Raw genomic sequence first — 19,881 nt, 5'->3', positions numbered from 1 at the left:
ACGTTTTCAGGATCTGATAATATCGCTCTGCTTGAGTAGATCTAATAATTGCGCAACCAAATTTGTTACTAATTGTTCACCATCAAGGCGGATTGCAGGCCGCTCGGGAGATTCATATGATGAATCAATTCCGGTAAAATTCCGCAGTTCACCGGCACGCGCTTTTTTGTAGAGCCCTTTCGGATCGCGCGCTTCACAGGTCGCCAGTGACGTATCGACAAACACTTCAAAGAAGCGGTCATCGCCGACGCGCTCGCGAACCATCTGACGCTCCGCCCGGTGCGGTGAAATAAACGCGGTCAATACGACCAGCCCGGCATCCACCATCAGCTTCGCCACTTCACCCACACGACGAATGTTTTCCTTACGGTCCGCGTCGGTAAAACCTAAATCGTTACACAAACCGTGGCGCACGTTATCGCCATCAAGCAGATAGGTGCTGACGCCGATTTGATGCAGCGCCTCTTCCAGCGCCCCGGCCACGGTAGATTTCCCCGAGCCCGAAAGCCCGGTGAACCACAGCACAACCCCACGGTGACCGTGGAGCTGTTCGCGCTGCTGTGCGGTGACAGGATGGGCGTGCCAGACGACGTTTTCGTCATGCTGAGCCATTACTTGCCTCCCAGCAGATCGCGCGCACCCCAGTGTGGGAAGTGTTTACGCACCAGCGCATTCAGCTCCAGCTCGAAGGCGCTGAATTCAGAGGTGGTCACGGTATCCTGGGTATTTGGCTCGTGCACCATACCGGCGCCAACAGTGACGTTGGTTAAGCGGTCGATAAAGATAAGGCCACCGGTCACCGGGTTCTCCTGATATTTGTCGAGCACCAGCGGTTCGTCAAAGGTCAGGTCTACAAGACCAATGCCGTTCAGCGGCAGCGCATCCACTTCACGCTGGGTCAGGTTGTTGATATCTACCTGGTACTGAATGCCGTCCACGCGGGCGCGGGTTTTCTTGCCAGCGACTTTGATGTCGTAGCTCTGCCCCGCCGCCAGCGGCTGTTCAGCCATCCATACCACGTCAACGGCGGCACGCTGTACCGACGGCAGCACATCCTGCGCGTCCAGCAGCAGATCGCCACGGCTGATGTCGATTTCATCTTTCAGCACCAGCGTCACCGCTTCACCTGCGTAGGCTTCCGGCAGGTCGCCATCAAAGGTAACGATACGGGCAACCGTGGATTCCACGCCTGATGGCAGCACTTTAATGCGCTGGCCGACCTTCACGCTGCCCGAGGCAACGGTGCCGGAGAAGCCGCGGAAGTCGAGGTTAGGACGGTTAACGTACTGCACCGGGAAGCGCATTGGCTGGGTGTCCACCGTACGGCGGATCTCCACGGTTTCCAGTACTTCCAGCAGCGTCGGGCCGCTGTACCATGCAATCTTGTCGCTGCTGCTGGCCACGTTATCGCCTTCCAGCGCGGAGAGCGGCACGAAGCGAATATCGAGGTTGCCCGGCAGCTGTTCGGCGAAGGTCAGGTACTCTTCGCGAATGCGGTTAAAGGTCTCTTCGCTGTAGTCGACGAGATCCATTTTGTTGATAGCCACTACCAGGTGTTTGATCCCCAGCAGCGTCGAAATAAAGCTGTGACGGCGGGTTTGGTCGAGCACGCCTTTACGGGCATCGATCAACAGGATCGCCAGATCACAGGTGGACGCACCGGTCGCCATGTTGCGAGTGTACTGCTCGTGCCCCGGGGTGTCGGCAATAATAAATTTGCGCTTCTCGGTGGAGAAGTAACGGTATGCCACGTCGATGGTAATACCCTGCTCGCGCTCGGCCTGCAGGCCGTCCACCAGCAGCGCCAGATCGAGTTTTTCGCCCTGGGTACCGTGACGTTTGCTGTCGTTATGCAGCGAGGAGAGCTGGTCTTCATAAATCTGGCGGGTGTCGTGCAGCAGGCGGCCAATCAGCGTACTTTTGCCGTCATCCACGCTGCCGCAGGTCAGGAAACGCAGCAGGCTTTTGTGCTGCTGGGCGTGCAGATACGCTTCCACGCCGCCTTCATCAGCGATTTGTTGTGCAATAGTGGTGTTCATGGCGGCTCCTTAGAAATAACCCTGACGTTTTTTAAGCTCCATGGAGCCAGCCTGGTCGCGGTCAATCACGCGGCCCTGACGTTCACTGGTGGTCGAGACCAGCATCTCTTCGATAATTTCCGGCAACGTCTGCGCGTCGGACTCTACCGCGCCGGTCAGCGGCCAGCATCCCAGGGTACGGAAGCGCACCATCCGTTTTTTAATCACTTCACCCGGCTGCAGGTCGATACGGTCGTCATCGATCATCATCAGCATGCCATCGCGTTCCAGCACCGGACGCTCAGCGGCCAGATAGAGCGGAACAATATCGATGTTTTCCAGGTAGATGTACTGCCAGATATCCAGCTCGGTCCAGTTGGAGAGCGGGAAGACGCGGATGCTTTCACCTTTGTTAATCTGGCCGTTGTAGTTGTGCCATAACTCCGGGCGCTGGTTTTTCGGGTCCCAGCGGTGGAAACGGTCACGGAAGGAGTAGATACGCTCTTTGGCGCGCGACTTCTCTTCGTCACGGCGCGCGCCGCCGAACGCGGCATCAAAGCCGTATTTGTTCAGCGCCTGCTTCAGCCCTTCGGTTTTCATGATGTCGGTATGCTTAGCGCTGCCGTGCACGAACGGGTTAATCCCCATCGCCACCCCTTCCGGGTTTTTATGCACCAGCAGTTCGCAGCCGTAGGCCTTCGCGGTACGATCACGGAATTCGTACATTTCACGGAATTTCCAGCCGGTATCAACGTGCAGCAGCGGGAACGGCAGCGTACCAGGATAAAACGCTTTGCGCGCCAGGTGCAGCATTACGCTGGAATCTTTACCGATGGAGTACATCATCACCGGATTAGCGAATTCGGCGGCCACCTCACGGATGATATGGATGCTTTCCGCCTCCAGTTGCCGCAGGTGAGTAAGTCGTTTTTGGTCCATAACCGTTCCTTAAGCCTGATTCATTGCACGTCTGTTGTGTTGATGCCGGATTGTGTCGTGTCGTCGGGCGCTTTTTTTTGTTGTTGCGGGTGTCGTGCTACAACTCGCTAACAATCAGCAATAGAGGGACTATAGGGGGTGGTTTAGACCAAATGAAATTACGAAAAGGAATGAGTTGTTACTCAAAGGAATAACGAGCTGAAAAAGCAAATATCAAAAAGTGCTTAACGCCCGCTATTTCCGGCATTTAGGAGGTTTTGAAATTGTGTAATCCCCTTCACGGTTTCATACTACTCACGACTATTTTTTTGCATCGTTGTAAGGACTTCCTATGTTCTCCGCACTGCGCCACTGTCTGACAGCCATGGCGCTCGGCGTCTGCACTCTTCTTCCAGCACAGGCGGCCACCACGCCTCTGGGAACCATCGCTAATACGCAAGCTCGCTATATCGCCACCTATTTCCCTGGCCGCATTACCGGTACGCCAGCCGAAATGCTCTCCGCTGACTACATTCGCCAGCAGTTTGCGCAAATGGGCTACCAGAGCGATATCCGCACCTTTAACAGCCGCTATATCTACACCACCAAAGATAACCGTAAGAACTGGCATAACGTGGTTGGCAGTACGGTGATCGCCGCTCATGAAGGGAAATCACCGCAGCAGATTATTGTGATGGCGCATCTGGATACCTACGCGCCGCATAACGACAGCGACGTGGAGAAAAACCTTGGCGGCCTGACGCTTCAGGGGATCGACGATAATGCGCTGGGCCTGGGCGTCATGCTGGAGCTGGCAGAGCGTTTTAAAAGCATTCCGACGCAGTACGGCATTCGCTTTATCGCCACCAGCGGCGAAGAAGAAGGCAAGCTCGGCGCAGAGAATCTTCTCAAACGCATGAGCAGCGCGGAGAAGAAAAACACCCTGCTGGTTATCAACCTCGATAACCTGGTGGTTGGCGATAAAATCTATTTTAACAGCGGCGTGAAAACACCCGCCTCGGTGCGCAAACTGACCCGCGACCGCGCGCTGACCCTTGCGCATAGCCGCGGTATTGCGGCGGCAACCAATCCCGGCCTGAATGCGCAATACCCACAGGGAACCGGCTGCTGCAACGACGCGGAAATTTTCGATAAAGCCGGGATTCCGGTGCTCTCCGTTGAAGCGACGAACTGGTCACTCGGTAAAAAAGATGGCTACCAGCAACGGGCAAAAAGCGCGAGCTTCCCTGACGGCACCAGCTGGCACAATGCCCATATCGACAATCAGCAGTATCTCGATAAAGCGCTGCCGGGGCGTATTGAGCGCCGCAGCCGTGAAGTCGTGCGGGTGATGATGCCGCTGATGCGTGAGCTGGCGAAGGCGAAAACGCGCAGTTGATACCATCAAGGTCAGGCGCCCTGCCTGACCTTTTTTCACATTACACCGTCGGGATCGTCCCACCATCAATGACGTATTCGCTGCCGGTAATCGAACCGGCCCGCTCAGAGGCCAGGAAGGCAATCAGGTTCGCCACCTCATCCGGCGTCGACGGCCGGCCGAGCGCAATCCCGCCCAGTGAATCCATAATGATCTTTTTGCTGCCTTCGTAGTCAATCCCCTTCTCAACGGCAAGCCGCTCGGCAAAACGAACCGCGGCCTCGGTTTCAATCCATCCCGGCGACACCGTTACAACACGCACGCCTTTTGGCGACACCTCTTTGGACAGGCTTTTACTGTAGGTGGATAACGCCGCTTTCGCCGCCGCGTAAGCCGTGGTGGACTCCGGCAACGGCAGCGTGCGTTGAATAGACGAGACGTGAACCACTACCCCCTTCCCATTAGCGACCATTGCAGGCAGCAGCAGGCGATCCAGACGGACGGCAGGATAGAGGTTCAACGCCAGCTCCTGCTGCCAGATATCATCGCTGAGCACGGCGTAACCTCCAGCTGGCGATGACGACCCGCCCAGCATATGGACGACAATATCAACGCCGCCAAGCTGCGTCTGTACCGCATCGGCCAGCGTCGCGCAGCCTTCTGCAGTAGTGAGGTCCGCGGCGACAAACAGCGCCTCGCTGCGGGCCTCCGGCTGATGTCTGGCACTGATCATCACCCGTGCCCCCTGCGCTAAAAACAGCGCCGCCGTCGCCGCCCCGGCACCTTTGGTCCCTGACGTGACCAGCACTCGTTTCCCCTCAAGCCCCAGGAAGCTCGGCATAGCCAATCTCCAGTTCAACAATACGGTTCATCATGAGACGGAAATCGTAGTCCAGCACCACCGGGCTCCCCGGAAAGTTACCGCTGACGTTGGCGCGAATCGTGACGATATCGCCACGTGAAAACATGTCGAACGGCTCGGAGACAAAATCATATTGTTCCCTTGAGGCAACCCGCCATGCGCGGATAGCCGTGCGGCCGGTGTAAGTATTCCCCTCGTCTTTGACCACCGCATATTCGGCAAAGGCGCTCATTGCCGTATCGAGACTCTCTTCATTAAAGAAATGCTGTATTGCCATCGGCATGTTCATGCTGCCGCTCCTCTTAAATAAACGTTACGGGTTTACTTTAAGGAGCCGCTATAATTTAAACAATCAGGACAAACATTGATGAAGTAATGAAGGAAACGGGATAATGTCGCGCGTTACGCTCACCGATTTAGAAGCCGTCATGGCCATTGCGCGTCGGGGTACTTTCCGCGCGGCGGCGGTCGATTTAGGCGTCTCCACCACGGCGTTAAGCCACACCATTGCCAAATTTGAGTCCGGGCTTGGCGTCCGACTGTTTAACCGCACCACCCGTAGCGTCAGCCTTACCGATGCAGGCCGCCTGTTTATTGATAATGTTGGCCCGTCGCTACAGGGGGTTTATGACGCTCTGGAGGTCGTCCGCGCCCGTCGCGAAACGCCGTCGGGCCTGCTGCGGATTAACACGCCGCCCTTTGCGGCACGCACGATCCTCTCTTCGCTGGTGCTGAAATTTCTGCAGCGCTATCCCGAAATGCAGGTGGATATTGTCACCGATGGCCGACTGATTGATATCGTGGCGGAGGGCTTTGATATGGGCGTCCGCGTGGCGAAGCTTATCCCCAATGACATGATTGCCATTTCATTAGGCCAGCCGCAGCGTCACGCAATTGTCGCCTCGCCGCAGTATCTGGCGCAGCACGGCAGCCCAGAAACGCCCCTCGACCTGCTTCAACACGCCTGCATCCGGGTCAGGTTGCCAGACGGCACGATTTATCGCTGGCATCTGGAGAACGCCGGAGAGGTAGTTCAGGTGGATGTTCGCGGGCAGCTCACGCTTGATGAAGCCTCTTTAGCGAGGATTGCCGTGCTGGAAGGTTCAGGTATTGGCTGTTTTCTGGAGCAGGATGTGGTGGAAGATATTGCAGCAGGCCGCTTGATTCGCCTGCTCAGCGACTGGACGCCGCCTTTCCCCGGATTGTGTATCTACTACCCCGGACGTCGCAACCCTTCCGCGGGGCTTGCTGCGTTTCTGACGATGGCGAGGGAGTCAGCTAGCCAGCAGGGTTGATATCACGCAGCGGAAAAGCCGCTGCGTGATAATGTGATTACCCTTCGTGCAGCCCGCACTCGCGCTTAAGCCCGAAGAAGCGCGTCTCTTCTTCCGCCATGCCCGGTTCCCATTTGCGAGTGGTGTGGGTATCGCCCACTGACAGATAGCCTTGATCCCACAGCGGATGATACTTCAGGCCGTGCTTTTGCAGGTACTGGTAAACCGTACGGTTGTCCCAGTCGATGATCGGCAGCACTTTAAAGACGCCGCGCTGAATGGCCAGCACCGGCAACGTAGCGCGGCTGCCTGACTGCTCGCGGCGCAGGCCAGCAAACCAGGTTTGTGCGTTAAGGTCGCTAAGCGCCCGGTTCATCGGCTCAACCTTGTTGATGTCATTGTATTTCTCAATGCCCTCAACGCCCTGCTCCCACAGCTTGCCGTAGCGCGCTTCCTGCCAGGCCGCGCTCTCTTTCGCGCGATAGACCTGCAGGTTGAGTTTGAGTTTGTCCGTTAACTCGTCGATAAACTGATAGGTTTCCGGGAACAGATAGCCGGTATCGGTGAGGATCACCGGGATATCCGGGCGAATCTGATTCACCAGATGCAGGCTTACCGCCGCCTGGATACCAAAGCTTGAGGAGAGCACGTATTCGCCGGGCAGGTTTTCCAGCGCCCAGGCTACGCGCTCCTCGGCGCTCAGTTTTTCCAGCTGGGCGTTGGTTTCGGCCAGTGCTAATACGCGATCGACTTTCGGCAGTTCGTTCAGCGCGCTTAAAGACAGTACGGACATAGCAACCTCGTTTGTGTGTTTTCCCCTCACCCCGGCCCTCTCCCCTATGGGGAGAGGGTTAGGGTGAGGGGGAAACGGAGTTATTCCCAGAAATCACGCGCTGGATCGAGCACCGGGCGAATGATGCCCGCACGCACCGTAAAGTCGCCGAAGCCTTCACCCGCTTCGCGCTCTTTCGCCCAGCGCCCAACCAGTTCGTCTACAGAAGCGAGAATTTCCGTTTCCGTAATGTTTTCACGATACATACGCGGTATGCGCGTCCCCATGCGGTTGCCGCCCAAATGCACGTTGTAGCGGCCCGGCGCTTTACCTACCAGCCCCAACTCGGCGAGCATCGCACGGCCACAGCCGTTCGGGCAGCCGGTCACGCGCATCACAATGTGCTCTTCAGGGATACCGTGTTTCTCCAGAATATCTTCCACTTTGTCAGTGAACGACGGCAGGAAACGCTCGGCTTCCGCCATCGCCAGCGGGCAGGTCGGGAAAGACACGCAGGCCATGGAGTTTTCACGCTGCGGCTTCACCGCATTCATCAGCCCATGGTCGCGCGCCAGTTTCTCGATCTTCGCCTTCTGGCTTTCCGGTACGCCAGCGATGATCAGGTTCTGGTTCGCAGTGATGCGGAAATCGCCTTTGTGGATCTTCGCGATCTCCAGCAGTCCGGTTTTCAGCGGACGGCCCGGGTAATCGAGAATACGACCGTTTTCGATAAACAGCGTCAGGTGCCAGTTATCGTCGATCCCTTTCACCCAACCAATCCGATCGCCACGACCGGTGAACTCGTAAGGGCGGATTGGCTCAAATTTGATCCCCGCACGACGCTCAACCTCTTCCTTGAAGGTGTCGACGCCGACGCGCTCAAGGGTGTATTTGGTTTTGGCATTTTTACGGTCGGTACGGTTACCCCAGTCGCGCTGAGTCGTCACCACCGCTTCCGCTACCGCCAGCGTATGCTCAAGCGGCAGATAGCCGAACTCGCTTGCCGTACGGGCGTAGGTTTTCTTGTTACCGTGCTCGATGGACAGACCGCCGCCCACCAGCAGGTTGAAGCCCACCAGCTTGCCATTTTCGGCAATCGCCACGAAGTTCATGTCGTTAGCGTGCAGATCGATATCGTTCTGCGGCGGGATCACCACGGTGGTTTTAAATTTACGCGGCAGATAAGTTGAACCGAGGATCGGCTCTTCGTCCGTCGTCGCTACTTTTTCCTGATCGAGCCAGATCTCAGCATAGGCGCGGGTGCGCGGCAGCAGATGCTCAGAAATTTTCTTCGCCCACTCGTAGGCCTCGGCGTGCAACTCGGACTCATACGGGTTGGAGGTACACAGCACGTTACGGTTCATGTCGTTGGCGGTCGCCAGCGCATCAAGCCCGACGGAGTGCAGCATCTGGTGAACCGGCTTCACGTTCTTCTTCAGAATGCCGTGGAACTGGAAGGTCTGACGGTTGGTCAGACGGATGCTGCCGTAAATGGTGTTGTCAGCGGCGAATTTATCGATGGCCTTCCACTGCGTGGTGGTGATCACCCCGCCCGGCAGACGACAGCGCAGCAGCATCGCATGGCGCGGCTCCAGCTTCTGCTCGGCGCGTTCGGCGCGAATGTCACGGTCATCCTGCTGATACATGCCGTGGAAGCGGATCAGCAGGAAGTTATCGCCGTGGAAGCCGCCGGTCAGACCGTCGTTCAGGTCTTCCGCGATGGTGCCGCGCAGGAAATTACTTTCACGCTTCATGCGCTCGGCGTCAGTCAGTTTGCCTTCGACCACTAAAGGCCCTGGGTATTTTTCGCTCATTAGTAGACATCTCGCTGATAACGGCGCTCAACGCGCAGCTCACTTAAAAATTCATCCGCCGATTCGATTTCCATTGCACCGAATTCAGCAATCACTTCCAGCAATGCCTGCTCAACGTCTTTCGCCATGCGATTAGCGTCGCCGCAGACATAAATGTGGGCACCGTCATTGATCCAGCGCCACAGTTCCGCGCCCTGTTCGCGCAGTTTGTCTTGTACGTAGATTTTTTCTTTTTGGTCACGTGACCAGGCCATATCGATACGGCTCAGCACGCCTTCTTTTACGTAACGCTGCCACTCCACCTGATAGAGGAAATCCTCGGTGAAGTGCGGGTTACCAAAGAACAGCCAGTTTTTGCCTTCAGCGCCATCGGCCGCGCGCTGCTGCATAAAGGCGCGGAACGGTGCAATACCGGTACCCGGGCCAATCATAATAACCGGCGTCTGCGGGTTAGCCGGCAGGCGGAAGTTATCGTTATGTTCGATGAATACGCGGACTTCGCCCTCTTCTTCCACGCGGTCGGCGAGGAAGCTGGAGGCGCCACCGGCGCGTGCCCGGCCTTCAATCTCGTAGCGCACAACGCCAAGGGTCACGTGCACTTCGCTCTCGACTTCCGCCTGCGACGAGGCAATAGAGTAGAGGCGCGGCGTCAACGGACGCAGCAGGCCAATCAGCGCATCGGCATCCAGCTGAGCAGGAGAGAAACGCACCATGTCGACAATCGGCGTAGTCGCGGCATACTGCTGCAGCTGCGCTTTATCGCCCACCAGCGGCAGCAGAGATTCACTGCGGGTCAGCGTGGCGTAGTTTTCCACGATATTGGCGGTGTTGACCGTCAGCTCGAAGTGCCACTGCAGTGCATCGGCGAGCGGCAGCGTTTTGCCCTCAACCGTGACCGACTCGTCACCCTTGAGCCACAGCAGTTCAACCAGCTCTTTGACCAGCTCTGGGTCGTTCTGATACCAGACGCCCAGCGCATCACCAGGCTGGTAGCGCAGGCCGGAGTCGCCGAGATCGATTTCGATATGGCGAACATCTTTTTCTGAATCACGGCCGGTGATTTTCTGGTTCACCGACAGCGACGCCGTGAGCGGGGCTTCTTTGGTGTATGGGCTGGAGTGGATGTCGTTAACCGCTCCGCTCGCCGCCGCCTGAACGGAAGGTGCCGCCGGCGCACGCGCTTTCAGCACCTCAACCAGACGCGCACGCCATTCGGCGGCCGCCGCCTGATATTCCACGTCGGCATCCACGCGGTCGAGCAGGCGTTCACCGCCGAGCTCAGCCAGCTTGCTGTCGAAATCTTTACCGGCCTGGCAGAAGAATTCATAGGACGTGTCGCCCAGCCCCAGCACCGCAAAGGCGGTATCAGTGAGCTTCGGCGCTTTCTTCGAGAACAGGAACTTATGCAGCGCCACGGCTTCTTCCGGCGCTTCCCCTTCACCCTGTGTAGACGCTACAACAACCAACAGCTTTTCTGACGCGATTTGTTTGAATTTATAATCCCCGGCATTCACCAGGTTCACGTTCAGTTTGGCAGCCAGCAGGTCGTCACGCAGCGCTTCCGCCACGCGGCGGGCGTTGCCCGTTTGCGACGCAGAGATAAGCGTAATGCTCGGGACTTCAGCGGCGACTGGTGCGGCAGCGACTGCGCCCGCACCAGGCTGCTGATTAAGCACGCCCCAAAAATAGCCGGAAACCCACGCAAGCTGGGTTGGTGATAAATCGGTTGTGGCCGCCTGAAGGCGTGCCATCTGCTCCGGGTTTAGCGGGAGCAACGCTGAAGGGGGGGACTGTGTTGTCATGCGTCGTTATGTTCCAGTAGCAAAGCTGTTTCTAATCAGGAAAAACAGAACTGAATGTAAGGTTAACGACGTCGATAATAACAATTAAAGAAGTGATAGAAATATCAAATAACCAAATGGACTAACCTGTTTTCCTGGTAGTTATTAGCGATAAAACAGGTTGAATAACACATTGATATAATTAGAAAATAATCATCATCAAGATTAATACTTGTACTCGTTGTCTATTTGCCCGTTTTAGTTAATGCAGAAAAATGTGCATTCGGGTACTATGCGGCGTTTTTTTCCGCAAGACTGAGAGTTCATGATGTCCACCACACTGTTTAAAGATTTCACCTTCGAAGCCGCCCACCATCTGCCGCACGTGCCGGAAGGACACAAATGCGGTCGCCTGCACGGCCACTCGTTTATGGTGCGTCTTGAGATCACCGGTGAAGTCGATCCTCATACCGGTTGGATCATGGATTTTGCCGAACTGAAAGCGGCATTCAAGCCAACCTACGATCGTCTGGATCACTACTACCTGAACGATATTCCGGGCCTCGAAAACCCAACCAGCGAAGTGTTGTCCCGCTGGATCTGGGAACAGGTAAAACCGGTCGTTCCGCTGCTTAGCGCAGTAATGGTTAAAGAAACTTGCACGGCCGGCTGCGTTTATCGCGGCGAGTAAGTCAGCCTGCACGCGGGGAGTCGGTTCACGTCTCCCCCGTTTTCCCTTCTGCAGCGTCCTATCACATTCATTTCCCTAATCTTTCAGAATGCGGCCTCCGCCCAGGAAAAATGACGAAGTTCTGTCACACTCATTGGGTTGGTTAATACATTGTGAGGAATAAGGGATGAAGAAAACGCTTCTCGCCGCAGCGATGCCGGCACTGTTATTGTTCTCAGGACTGAGTCAGGCGCAAACCCCACCCGAAGGCTATCAGCTTCAGCAGGTGCTGATGATGAGCCGTCACAACCTGCGTGCGCCGCTGGCGACCAACGGCAGCGTGCTGGAGCAGTCAACGCCGAACGCCTGGCCTGAATGGGATGTCCCCGGCGGCCAGTTGACCACCAAAGGCGGTGTACTCGAAGTCTATATGGGCCACTATATGCGTGAGTGGCTGGCGCAGCAGGGTATGGTCACCAGCGGCGAATGCCCGGCGCCCGACACGGTATACGCCTACGCCAACAGCCTGCAGCGTACCGTCGCTACCGCACAGTTCTTTATTAACGGTGCCTTCCCTGGCTGCGACGTCGTGGTTCATCACCAGGAAAAAATGGGCACGATGGACCCAACATTCAACCCGGTGATCACCGACGACTCTGCCCAATTCCGCGAGCAAGCGGTACAGGCAATGGAGAAAGCGCGCCTGGCCAAACAGCTCGACGAGAGCTACAAGCTGCTGTCACAGATCGCCCGCTATCAGGATTCTCCATCCTGCAAAGAAAAACAGCAGTGCTCACTGACCGAAGCGAAAGACAGCTTTAGCGCCAATTACCAGAAAGAGCCTGGCGTTAAGGGGCCGCTGGCGATAGGTAACTCGCTGGTTGATGCGTTCACGCTGCAATATTATGAAGGGTTCCCGCTGGACCAGGTGGCTTGGGGTGAAATTAAAACCGACCAGCAGTGGCGTCTGCTTTCACAGCTGAAAAACGGCTATCAGGACAGCCTGTTCACCTCGCCGGAAGTGGCGCGCAACGTGGCGAAACCGCTGGTGAAATATATCGATAACGCGCTGGTGACCGAAGCGGCGAAAACGCCAAAAATCACCGTACTGGTTGGGCATGACTCGAATATTGCCTCGCTGCTGACGGCGCTTGATTTCGACGCCTACACGCTGCCGGGACAGTACGAGCGCACGCCGATTGGCGGGAAAATTGTCTTCCAGCGCTGGCATGATACGAAAGCGAATCGGGAGTTGATGAAAATTGAGTATGTTTATCAGAGCGCCGATCAGCTGCGTAACGCCGATACGCTGACGCTGAAGACGCCGCCGCAGCGCGTCACGCTGTCGCTGAAAGGCTGTCCGGTAGATGCCAACGGTTTCTGCCCGATGGATACCTTCTCGAAGGTGATGAACGACGCGGCGAAGTAAAATATAACGTAGCCCGGACGAGGTGCATCGCACCGACTCCGGGGAACTTCCCGGCGTCGCGTCGCTCGGCCGGGCTACCTATCAGGCAATATTCAGATATTTGTGCGTCTGCATCGACAGGCGCCAGTTACGCGCAATGCAGGTTTCAATGCACAGGCGGGTGGCATCATCTTTCTGGCTGATTGGCTGCAACGCAATAATGCGCGGTTTGTCATCGCTCAGCGTATCCAACAGTTCATCCAGCGCTTCGATATCGCGCACGCGGCCTACCGGATGTTTGATTTCATCGGCACGTTCCAGCGCCTGTGACAGCACGTCATAGCCGCCGCGCATATTCACCTTCGGCGACACGGTGACCCAGGTACCCGGCGTGCAGCGCACTTCATGAGTACCGCTGGTTTCAATCTGGCAGCTGTAGCCGTTTTGCTCAAGCAGCGCCGTGAGCGGCGTTAAATCGTGGATGCAGGGTTCACCACCGGTGATCACCACGTGGCGCGCGGTCCACCCCTGGCGGCCAATAATTGCCAGTAGGTCATCGCTGCTCGCCGCCCCCCATTTGTCGCTCTCTTTGGTTTTTGCCAGGATACTGAACAGCGAAACTTCCCGATCGCTAAGCTTTTCCCAGGTATGCTTAGTATCACACCAGGCACAGCCTACCGGGCATCCCTGTAAACGAATAAAAATGGCGGGGACGCCAGTAAAATAACCTTCACCCTGCAGGGTCTGGAACATCTCATTAATCGGGTACTGCATCATCAACTCTTCAGTAGTGGTAAACCGTTATTATCGCATACTTCGCGCCAACTATCCCTCGCACTTATTGCGCAACCGCTTCCATACCTTTGGCCTGGATACCACGTCACTCTTTTCTGTGATGAATCAGCTTATTTTTATGAAATTAACAATTTCATTACATCAATCTTTTGCCGGGCTTCACCGTTTAACATGTTGCTATGTCAATCAAATTGGTATGACACATTTGTATAGGTAATATCCTTCGCTGGCTACATATCATACCAATTATAAATTTTGACAAGGAAAATGGATGAACGCGTTTGCTGAAGCCTTGCCGGTGATCTGGGTCGCCCTGGGCGTGGTACTGCTACTTATTCTCAATATGAAATTTAAGATCAATGGCATGCTGGCTCTGTTGCTGGCGGCTATTTTTGTAGGGATCTGCGAAGGGTTGCCGCTGGAAGCGATCGGCAAGTCGATCGAGGCCGGTGTGGGAAGCACTCTGGGGCATCTGGCACTCATCATTCTGTTCGGGGCGATCCTCGGAAAATTGATGGTGGATTCCGGTGCCGCCCAGCGCGTCTCCTCAACGCTGCTTAATAGTTTTGGGCCGAAGAAAGTGCAGTGGGCCATTATGGTTATTGGGCTGATCTTCGGCCTGGCCATGTTCTACGAAGTTGCCTTCCTGATCCTTGCGCCGCTGGTTATCAGCATTGCACGTGAGGCAAAAATCCCGTTCCTGAAACTTGGCATCACCATGGTAGCAGCAGCAACCACCGCGCATAGTCTATTCCCACCGCAGCCGGGCCCAACGGCGCTGGTCGCTGCCTTCCACGCCGATATGGGGATGGTCTATATCTACGGGATTATCGTCGCGATTCCAACGGTGATTTGCTCCGGTATTCTGCTGCCAAAACTGCTGGGCAACCTTGAGCGCCCTATCCCGCAGCTGCTGGAATCACAAAAAGTTTTCCGCGATGACGAAATGCCGTCGTTCGCCACCAGCCTGCTGGTACCACTGATCCCGGCGATTATCATCACCGGCGTTACCGTGATTAAGCTGTTTATTCCGGCCAATGCGGGTATCACCTCTTTCCTGAACTTTATCGGTAGCGCACAGGTCAGCATGCTGATAGCCGTTCTGGTTGCGCTCTACGCCTTTGGTACCGCGCGTGGCAAATCAATGACCGAGGTGATGAGCTCCTACTCAACGGCTATCGAAAAAGTGGCGTTAGTGGTCTTTATCATCGGCGCAGGCGGTGCGTTCAAGCAAATCATCATGGATACCGGCGTGGGTGATTACATCGCTGATATGATGCGAACCTCTTCCGTTTCGCCGTTGATTATGGCGTGGTTTATTACCGTGCTGCTGCGTCTGGCTACCGGTGCGGGCACAGTCTCTGCCATTACCGCTGCAGGTATTGTGGGGCCAATGATTACCACTTTTAATGTTGATCCGGCGCTAATGGTGTTGGCGACCGCTTCAGGGAGCAACACGCTGACCCACGTCAATGATGCCGCCTTCTGGTTATTCAAAGAGTATTTTGGGCTGTCGATTAAAGATACTTTCAAAACCTGGGGACTTTTAGAATTAACTAACTCCGTTGTCGGTCTGTTAATTGTATTATTACTCGATTTGATTATCTAAGCCTTATTAAAAATATTTTTTATAAATAATCCGTAGTGCAGCCCACTACGGATTATTTTTCTTTCTTTTACCAGCCCATTTTTGATGTAACAAGAAATGTTTATTTTTACAGTTTAGACATAACCATTAGTTTAATATATTCATTAAAAAAACAACATGATACGCGACAATACAAAATTTATTGAATCTTTTTAAATATCAAATTGTCCAATTTAATCCGCGCTAGCCTGTAACCTTAAAATAAGCTTAAGCCCCTCCATTATTGCTCACTTCTTTATTTAAGCGCCGTTTACTTTTCCGATCCTAGAATCCGCAAACCAACCATGACGAGACAGTATTCATGAATACACTATTAATCACAGGCGTTACCGGTTTTCTGGGCGGTGCGGCACTGGAAGCAATCCTCAATAGCCACAGCGGCGTTAATTTACTGCTTTTAGTCCGTGCGGATAACGGTGAAGCCGCTGTCGCAAGGGTTAAGGAGAACTTACGTAAATTCAATATTGATGAAGAGAAGCTGGCGAAGATCACCCCACGCAATATCCTACTCGGTGACCTGGCCTCCCCGGATAGCTTTCTCAACGATGCGCGTCTGGACGGCGTAACCCACGTACTGAACTGCGCCGCCGTTGCGTCATTTGGCAGCAACCCGCTAATCTGGAAAGTGAACGTAGAAGGCACGCTGCAGTTTGCTCACCATATGGCGAAGGTCGAGGGGTTACAGCGCTTCCTGCACGTTGGTACGGCAATGTCCTGCTCGCCTGAGCCGGATTCTCTGGTCGCTGAAAGCGCAGAGTTCCGCGAGCGCGCCGAGCATCTGGTGGAGTATACGCACTCTAAATCCACCATCGAACAGTTGATGCAGCAGCAGCTCCCGACGCTACCGCTGGTGATAGCCCGCCCTTCTATCGTTGTGGGTCACACCCATCACGGCTGCCAGCCTTCCAGCAGCATTTTCTGGGTCTTCAGCATGGGGTTAATGCTGCAAAAATTCATGTGCTCTATGGAAGACCGCATCGACGTGATCCCGGTAGACTACTGCGCCAGCGCGCTGCTTATGCTGCTGACGGCAACGGTCGCTCAGGGAGAGGTCGTGCATATTTCAGCCGGTGAAGAGAACAGCGTCCGCTTTGCCGATATCGACAACGCCATGGCTTCCGCGCTGGAGCAAGCGCCGGTGGGCGATAAGTATGCTCAGGTCAGCTATGAAACGCTGGTCAAAATGCGCCGCGAGCTGAAAACCATTTTCGGCCCGTGCAACGAACGGTTGATGCTGAAGGCAATGCGCCTGTACGGGGCTTTCGCTACGCTGAACGTGCGCTTTAGCAACGACAAACTGCTGAGTATGGGGATGCCAAAACCCCCTCGCTTTACTGACTATATTGACCGCTGCGTGCAGACCACCCGCGGGCTGACCATCCCGCAGCAGATGGCGGTCGATTTTAAGTAAAAAAAATGCCAGCCCGAGGGCTGGCATTTTTATATCAGAGAAAGTCGGGCTTATGCCTGACCTTTGATCTCTTTACGACCGTTGTACGGCGCTTGTTCACCCAGAGCTTCTTCGATACGAATCAGCTGGTTGTACTTAGCAACGCGGTCAGAACGGCTCATAGAACCAGTTTTGATCTGGCCAGCAGCGGTACCAACAGCCAGGTCAGCGATGGTAGCGTCTTCAGTTTCGCCAGAACGGTGAGAGATGACAGCGGTGTAGCCAGCGTCTTTCGCCATTTTGATCGCAGCCAGAGTTTCGGTCAGGGAACCGATCTGGTTGAATTTGATCAGGATGGAGTTAACGATGCCTTTTTCGATGCCTTCTTTCAGGATCTTGGTGTTGGTTACGAACAGATCGTCACCAACCAGCTGGATTTTGTCGCCCAGTACTTTGGTCTGGTATGCGAAACCAGCCCAGTCAGATTCGTCCAGGCCATCTTCGATGGAGACGATTGGGTACTGTTTGGTCAGTTCTTCCAGGAAGTGAGTGAATTCTTCGGAGGTGAATGCTTTGTTGCCTTCGCCAGCCAGAACGTATTTACCGTCTTTGTAGAATTCAGAAGCTGCACAGTCCATCGCCAGAGTGATGTCTTTGCCCAGCTCGTAGCCAGCTGCTTTAACCGCTTCAGCGATAACAGCCAGAGCTTCAGCGTTGGAACCCAGGTTAGGAGCGTAGCCGCCTTCGTCACCAACTGCAGTGTTCATACCTTTAGCTTTCAGAACTTTAGCCAGGTTATGGAACACTTCGGAACCCATACGTACGGCTTCTTTCAGGGATTTCGCGCCAACTGGCTGAATCATGAATTCCTGAATGTCGACGTTGTTGTCAGCGTGCTCGCCGCCGTTGATGATGTTCATCATCGGAACTGGCATGGAGTATTTGCCTGGGGTGCCGTTCAGTTCAGCGATGTGAGCGTACAGTGGCAGACCTTTAGCAGCAGCTGCTGCTTTGGCGTTTGCCAGAGATACGGCCAGGATTGCGTTCGCGCCGAAGTTGGATTTGTTCTCAGTACCGTCCAGATCGATCATGATCTTGTCGATGCCAGCCTGATCTTTAGCATCTTTACCCAGCAGAGCCTGAGCGATTGGGCCGTTTACAGCGCCAACTGCTTTCAGTACGCCTTTACCCATGAAGCGAGATTTGTCGCCATCGCGCAGTTCCAGCGCTTCGCGGGAACCAGTAGAAGCACCTGACGGAGCTGCTGCCATACCAACGAAACCACCTTCCAGGTGAACTTCTGCTTCAACAGTCGGGTTACCACGGGAGTCGATGATTTCACGACCGATGATTTTAACGATTTTGGACATTAGGTTTTCCTCAGTACAAGTTAAACTAAAACTCCAGACAAACAACGCCCCTCGTGGGGCGTTGCCGTTCTAACTTTTCTTACTTCTGACGCTTCTGGTACTCGCTCGCGGCTTTCACGAAGCCAGCAAACAGCGGGTGCCCATCACGCGGCGTGGAAGTAAACTCCGGATGGAACTGACAAGCAACGAACCACGGGTGGTTCGGAACTTCGATGATCTCGACCAACTGATCATCCCCGGAACGGCCCGCAACGCGCAGACCTGCAGCTTCAATCGGTTTCAACAACATGTTGTTGACTTCATAGCGGTGACGGTGACGCTCAACGATAGTTGGCTCGCCGTACATCTGGCGGACCAGGCTGTCATCGCTAAGCTGGCACTGCTGTGCGCCAAGGCGCATTGTGCCGCCGAGATCGCTCTTTTCAGTACGAACTTCGACATTGCCATCTTCATCACGCCATTCGGTAATGAGCGCCACAACCGGGTACTTACAGTCTGGCACAAATTCCGTAGAGTTGGCGTTTTCCATGCCTGCAACGTTACGCGCGAATTCGATCAGCGCAACCTGCATACCCAGGCAGATGCCCAGATAAGGAATTTTGTTTTCACGCGCATAGCGTGCAGTAGCGATCTTACCTTCAACACCACGGTAGCCGAAGCCGCCAGGGATCAGGATAGCATCCAAATCTTTCAGAATTTCGACGCCGCGCGTTTCCACATCCTGCGAATCAATCAGCTTGATGTTGACGGTTACGCGGTTTTTCAGGCCACCGTGTTTCAGCGCTTCAATCACCGATTTATAAGCATCTGGCAGTTCAATGTACTTGCCGACCATACCAATCGTGACTTCGCCTGCCGGGTTCGCTTCTTCGAAGATAACCTGTTCCCATTCGGCCAGGTTTGCTTCCGGGCAGTTCAAGCTGAATCGTTTACAAATATAATCGTCCAGCCCCTGAGATTTCAACAGGCCTGGAATTTTATAAATGGAATCGACGTCTTTCATTGAAATAACGGCTTTTTCTGGCACGTTACAGAACAATGCAATTTTTGCACGTTCGTTGGCCGGAACCGCACGATCGGAACGACAGATCAGAATATCTGGCTGAATACCGATGGACAGCAGCTCTTTCACGGAGTGCTGAGTCGGTTTGGTTTTGACTTCGCCCGCGGCTGCCATATATGGCACCAGAGTCAGGTGCATGAACAGCGCGTTTTCACGACCGATATCCACGGCCAGCTGACGAATCGCTTCCAGGAATGGCAGGGATTCGATATCACCGACGGTACCGCCGATTTCAACCAGCACCACATCATGACCTTCGCCACCGGCGAGGACGCGTTCTTTGATCGCGTTAGTGATGTGTGGGATAACCTGCACGGTTGCGCCCAGATAGTCGCCACGACGCTCTTTGCGCAGGACATCTGAGTAGATACGGCCGGTAGTGAAGTTATTGCGGCGAGTCATTTTGGTACGAATAAAGCGCTCATAGTGACCCAGGTCCAGGTCGGTTTCAGCGCCGTCTTCGGTAACGAACACTTCCCCGTGTTGGATCGGGCTCATGGTGCCAGGATCGACGTTAATATACGGATCCAGTTTCATCATGGTCACGTTGAGGCCACGGGCTTCAAGAATGGCTGCCAGGGATGCTGCGGCAATGCCTTTACCCAGAGAGGATACGACCCCGCCGGTCACAAAAATATAGTTCGTTGTCATGCTGGACCTGAGAAGTTAGGGTGAAACGATGGAATAACCAAGACGGGAAAGTAGTATACCCGAACATGG

The 19,881-nt window shown here is 54.8% G+C and carries 17 protein-coding genes; 6 read left to right on the top strand and 11 right to left on the bottom strand.

From position 1 onward, the window contains the following. Positions 1 to 6: 6 nt before the first annotated feature. From cysC to cysD, 3 genes are read right to left on the bottom strand one after another with little or no spacing between them, the layout of a single operon-like run. Positions 7 to 612 carry an adenylyl-sulfate kinase gene (cysC, locus tag HII27_RS11415; RefSeq protein ID WP_185668013.1) on the bottom strand — a complete coding sequence of 202 codons (606 nt, stop codon included), beginning with the start codon at positions 610 to 612 and terminating at the stop codon, positions 7 to 9. Continuing rightward, the gene (gene cysN, locus HII27_RS11410; RefSeq protein ID WP_185668012.1) at positions 612 to 2,039 is read right to left on the bottom strand and encodes a sulfate adenylyltransferase subunit CysN; all 1,428 of its coding nucleotides are present in this window, start codon (positions 2,037 to 2,039) and stop codon (positions 612 to 614) included. The genes cysC and cysN overlap by 1 nt, the downstream gene beginning before the upstream one ends. A gap of 9 nt (positions 2,040 to 2,048) precedes the next feature. Further along, a complete protein-coding gene (gene cysD / locus HII27_RS11405) occupies positions 2,049 to 2,957 on the bottom strand; it encodes a sulfate adenylyltransferase subunit CysD (RefSeq protein ID WP_185668011.1) in 909 nt (302 codons plus the stop codon). Between the two features lie 331 nt (positions 2,958 to 3,288). Between cysD and HII27_RS11400 the strand changes: the two genes are divergently transcribed. Next, positions 3,289 to 4,335: an aminopeptidase gene (locus HII27_RS11400; RefSeq protein ID WP_185668010.1), complete on the top strand. Its 1,047-nt coding sequence runs from the start codon at positions 3,289 to 3,291 to the stop codon at positions 4,333 to 4,335. A 40-nt stretch (positions 4,336 to 4,375) separates the two neighbouring features. Here the strand turns inward: HII27_RS11400 and HII27_RS11395 are convergent, their stop codons facing one another. Together HII27_RS11395 and HII27_RS11390 are read right to left on the bottom strand one after the other, a co-directional pair. Next, on the bottom strand, positions 4,376 to 5,155 hold the full coding sequence (locus HII27_RS11395; RefSeq protein WP_185668009.1) for an SDR family oxidoreductase: 780 nt from the start codon (positions 5,153 to 5,155) through the stop codon (positions 4,376 to 4,378). After that, the gene (locus HII27_RS11390; protein ID WP_185668008.1) at positions 5,133 to 5,465 is read right to left on the bottom strand and encodes a nuclear transport factor 2 family protein; all 333 of its coding nucleotides are present in this window, start codon (positions 5,463 to 5,465) and stop codon (positions 5,133 to 5,135) included. Before HII27_RS11390 ends, HII27_RS11395 begins: the two co-directional genes overlap by 23 nt. Positions 5,466 to 5,568: 103 nt before the next feature. Between HII27_RS11390 and HII27_RS11385 the strand changes: the two genes are divergently transcribed. Beyond that, positions 5,569 to 6,471 carry a LysR family transcriptional regulator gene (locus HII27_RS11385; protein WP_185668007.1) on the top strand — a complete coding sequence of 301 codons (903 nt, stop codon included), beginning with the start codon at positions 5,569 to 5,571 and terminating at the stop codon, positions 6,469 to 6,471. A 37-nt stretch (positions 6,472 to 6,508) separates the two neighbouring features. Here HII27_RS11385 and cysH read toward each other — a convergent pair whose 3' ends face one another. From cysH to cysJ, 3 genes are all read right to left on the bottom strand, one after another. Then, complete coding sequence (gene cysH, locus HII27_RS11380; RefSeq protein WP_185668006.1) at positions 6,509 to 7,243, bottom strand: phosphoadenosine phosphosulfate reductase; 735 nt, start codon at positions 7,241 to 7,243, stop codon at positions 6,509 to 6,511. A gap of 80 nt (positions 7,244 to 7,323) precedes the next feature. After that, positions 7,324 to 9,036, bottom strand: a complete 1,713-nt coding sequence (gene cysI / locus HII27_RS11375) for an assimilatory sulfite reductase (NADPH) hemoprotein subunit (protein ID WP_185668005.1) — start codon at positions 9,034 to 9,036, stop codon at positions 7,324 to 7,326. Beyond that, entirely contained in the window at positions 9,036 to 10,838 is a 1,803-nt protein-coding gene (gene cysJ / locus HII27_RS11370; RefSeq protein ID WP_185668004.1) for an NADPH-dependent assimilatory sulfite reductase flavoprotein subunit, read from the bottom strand. The genes cysI and cysJ overlap by 1 nt, the downstream gene beginning before the upstream one ends. Before the next feature lie 304 nt (positions 10,839 to 11,142). On the opposite strand from cysJ, the gene queD reads away from it, so the two are divergent. Both queD and agp read left to right on the top strand, forming a co-directional pair. Then, positions 11,143 to 11,508, top strand: a complete 366-nt coding sequence (queD, locus tag HII27_RS11365; protein WP_163446301.1) for a 6-carboxytetrahydropterin synthase QueD — start codon at positions 11,143 to 11,145, stop codon at positions 11,506 to 11,508. Positions 11,509 to 11,674: 166 nt separating this feature from the next. Next, positions 11,675 to 12,916: a bifunctional glucose-1-phosphatase/inositol phosphatase gene (gene agp / locus HII27_RS11360; RefSeq protein ID WP_185668003.1), complete on the top strand. Its 1,242-nt coding sequence runs from the start codon at positions 11,675 to 11,677 to the stop codon at positions 12,914 to 12,916. An 81-nt stretch (positions 12,917 to 12,997) separates the two neighbouring features. On the opposite strand, the gene queE is transcribed toward agp, so the two are convergent. Then, positions 12,998 to 13,669 carry a 7-carboxy-7-deazaguanine synthase QueE gene (gene queE, locus HII27_RS11355; RefSeq protein ID WP_185668077.1) on the bottom strand — a complete coding sequence of 224 codons (672 nt, stop codon included), beginning with the start codon at positions 13,667 to 13,669 and terminating at the stop codon, positions 12,998 to 13,000. 292 nt (positions 13,670 to 13,961) lie between these two features. On the opposite strand from queE, the gene HII27_RS11350 reads away from it, so the two are divergent. Continuing rightward, a complete protein-coding gene (locus tag HII27_RS11350) occupies positions 13,962 to 15,299 on the top strand; it encodes a gluconate:H+ symporter (RefSeq protein WP_185668002.1) in 1,338 nt (445 codons plus the stop codon). Positions 15,300 to 15,639: 340 nt separating this feature from the next. Further along, on the top strand, positions 15,640 to 16,749 hold the full coding sequence (locus HII27_RS11345; protein ID WP_185668001.1) for an SDR family oxidoreductase: 1,110 nt from the start codon (positions 15,640 to 15,642) through the stop codon (positions 16,747 to 16,749). 50 nt (positions 16,750 to 16,799) lie between these two features. On the opposite strand, the gene eno is transcribed toward HII27_RS11345, so the two are convergent. Both eno and pyrG read right to left on the bottom strand, forming a co-directional pair. Then, on the bottom strand, positions 16,800 to 18,098 hold the full coding sequence (gene eno / locus HII27_RS11340; RefSeq protein ID WP_035892853.1) for a phosphopyruvate hydratase: 1,299 nt from the start codon (positions 18,096 to 18,098) through the stop codon (positions 16,800 to 16,802). Positions 18,099 to 18,177: 79 nt separating this feature from the next. Continuing rightward, positions 18,178 to 19,812 carry a glutamine hydrolyzing CTP synthase gene (gene pyrG / locus HII27_RS11335; RefSeq protein WP_035892851.1) on the bottom strand — a complete coding sequence of 545 codons (1,635 nt, stop codon included), beginning with the start codon at positions 19,810 to 19,812 and terminating at the stop codon, positions 18,178 to 18,180. Between the last annotated feature and the right edge of the window lie 69 nt (positions 19,813 to 19,881).

The sequence above is a fragment of the Kluyvera sichuanensis genome (assembly GCF_014218705.1).
Taxonomy (GTDB): domain Bacteria; phylum Pseudomonadota; class Gammaproteobacteria; order Enterobacterales; family Enterobacteriaceae; genus Kluyvera; species Kluyvera sichuanensis.
Note: the sequence above shows the minus strand (reverse complement) of the source record. Positions and strands in the feature narration are given on the sequence as shown.

What these genes read in the sequence shown, in the direction of transcription:
- agp (WP_185668003.1), top strand. Translation starts at nt 11,675, where the DNA reads ATGAAGAAAACGCTTCTCGCCGCAGCGATGCCGGCACTGTTATTGTTC.
- cysD (WP_185668011.1), bottom strand. Translation starts at nt 2,957, where the DNA reads ATGGACCAAAAACGACTTACTCACCTGCGGCAACTGGAGGCGGAAAGC.
- eno (WP_035892853.1), bottom strand. Translation starts at nt 18,098, where the DNA reads ATGTCCAAAATCGTTAAAATCATCGGTCGTGAAATCATCGACTCCCGT.
- HII27_RS11345 (WP_185668001.1), top strand. Translation starts at nt 15,640, where the DNA reads ATGAATACACTATTAATCACAGGCGTTACCGGTTTTCTGGGCGGTGCG.
- HII27_RS11350 (WP_185668002.1), top strand. Translation starts at nt 13,962, where the DNA reads ATGAACGCGTTTGCTGAAGCCTTGCCGGTGATCTGGGTCGCCCTGGGC.
- queD (WP_163446301.1), top strand. Translation starts at nt 11,143, where the DNA reads ATGATGTCCACCACACTGTTTAAAGATTTCACCTTCGAAGCCGCCCAC.
- HII27_RS11390 (WP_185668008.1), bottom strand. Translation starts at nt 5,465, where the DNA reads ATGAACATGCCGATGGCAATACAGCATTTCTTTAATGAAGAGAGTCTC.
- pyrG (WP_035892851.1), bottom strand. Translation starts at nt 19,812, where the DNA reads ATGACAACGAACTATATTTTTGTGACCGGCGGGGTCGTATCCTCTCTG.
- cysC (WP_185668013.1), bottom strand. Translation starts at nt 612, where the DNA reads ATGGCTCAGCATGACGAAAACGTCGTCTGGCACGCCCATCCTGTCACC.
- HII27_RS11385 (WP_185668007.1), top strand. Translation starts at nt 5,569, where the DNA reads ATGTCGCGCGTTACGCTCACCGATTTAGAAGCCGTCATGGCCATTGCG.
- queE (WP_185668077.1), bottom strand. Translation starts at nt 13,669, where the DNA reads ATGCAGTACCCGATTAATGAGATGTTCCAGACCCTGCAGGGTGAAGGT.
- cysN (WP_185668012.1), bottom strand. Translation starts at nt 2,039, where the DNA reads ATGAACACCACTATTGCACAACAAATCGCTGATGAAGGCGGCGTGGAA.
- cysI (WP_185668005.1), bottom strand. Translation starts at nt 9,036, where the DNA reads ATGAGCGAAAAATACCCAGGGCCTTTAGTGGTCGAAGGCAAACTGACT.
- HII27_RS11400 (WP_185668010.1), top strand. Translation starts at nt 3,289, where the DNA reads ATGTTCTCCGCACTGCGCCACTGTCTGACAGCCATGGCGCTCGGCGTC.
- HII27_RS11395 (WP_185668009.1), bottom strand. Translation starts at nt 5,155, where the DNA reads ATGCCGAGCTTCCTGGGGCTTGAGGGGAAACGAGTGCTGGTCACGTCA.
- cysH (WP_185668006.1), bottom strand. Translation starts at nt 7,243, where the DNA reads ATGTCCGTACTGTCTTTAAGCGCGCTGAACGAACTGCCGAAAGTCGAT.
- cysJ (WP_185668004.1), bottom strand. Translation starts at nt 10,838, where the DNA reads ATGACAACACAGTCCCCCCCTTCAGCGTTGCTCCCGCTAAACCCGGAG.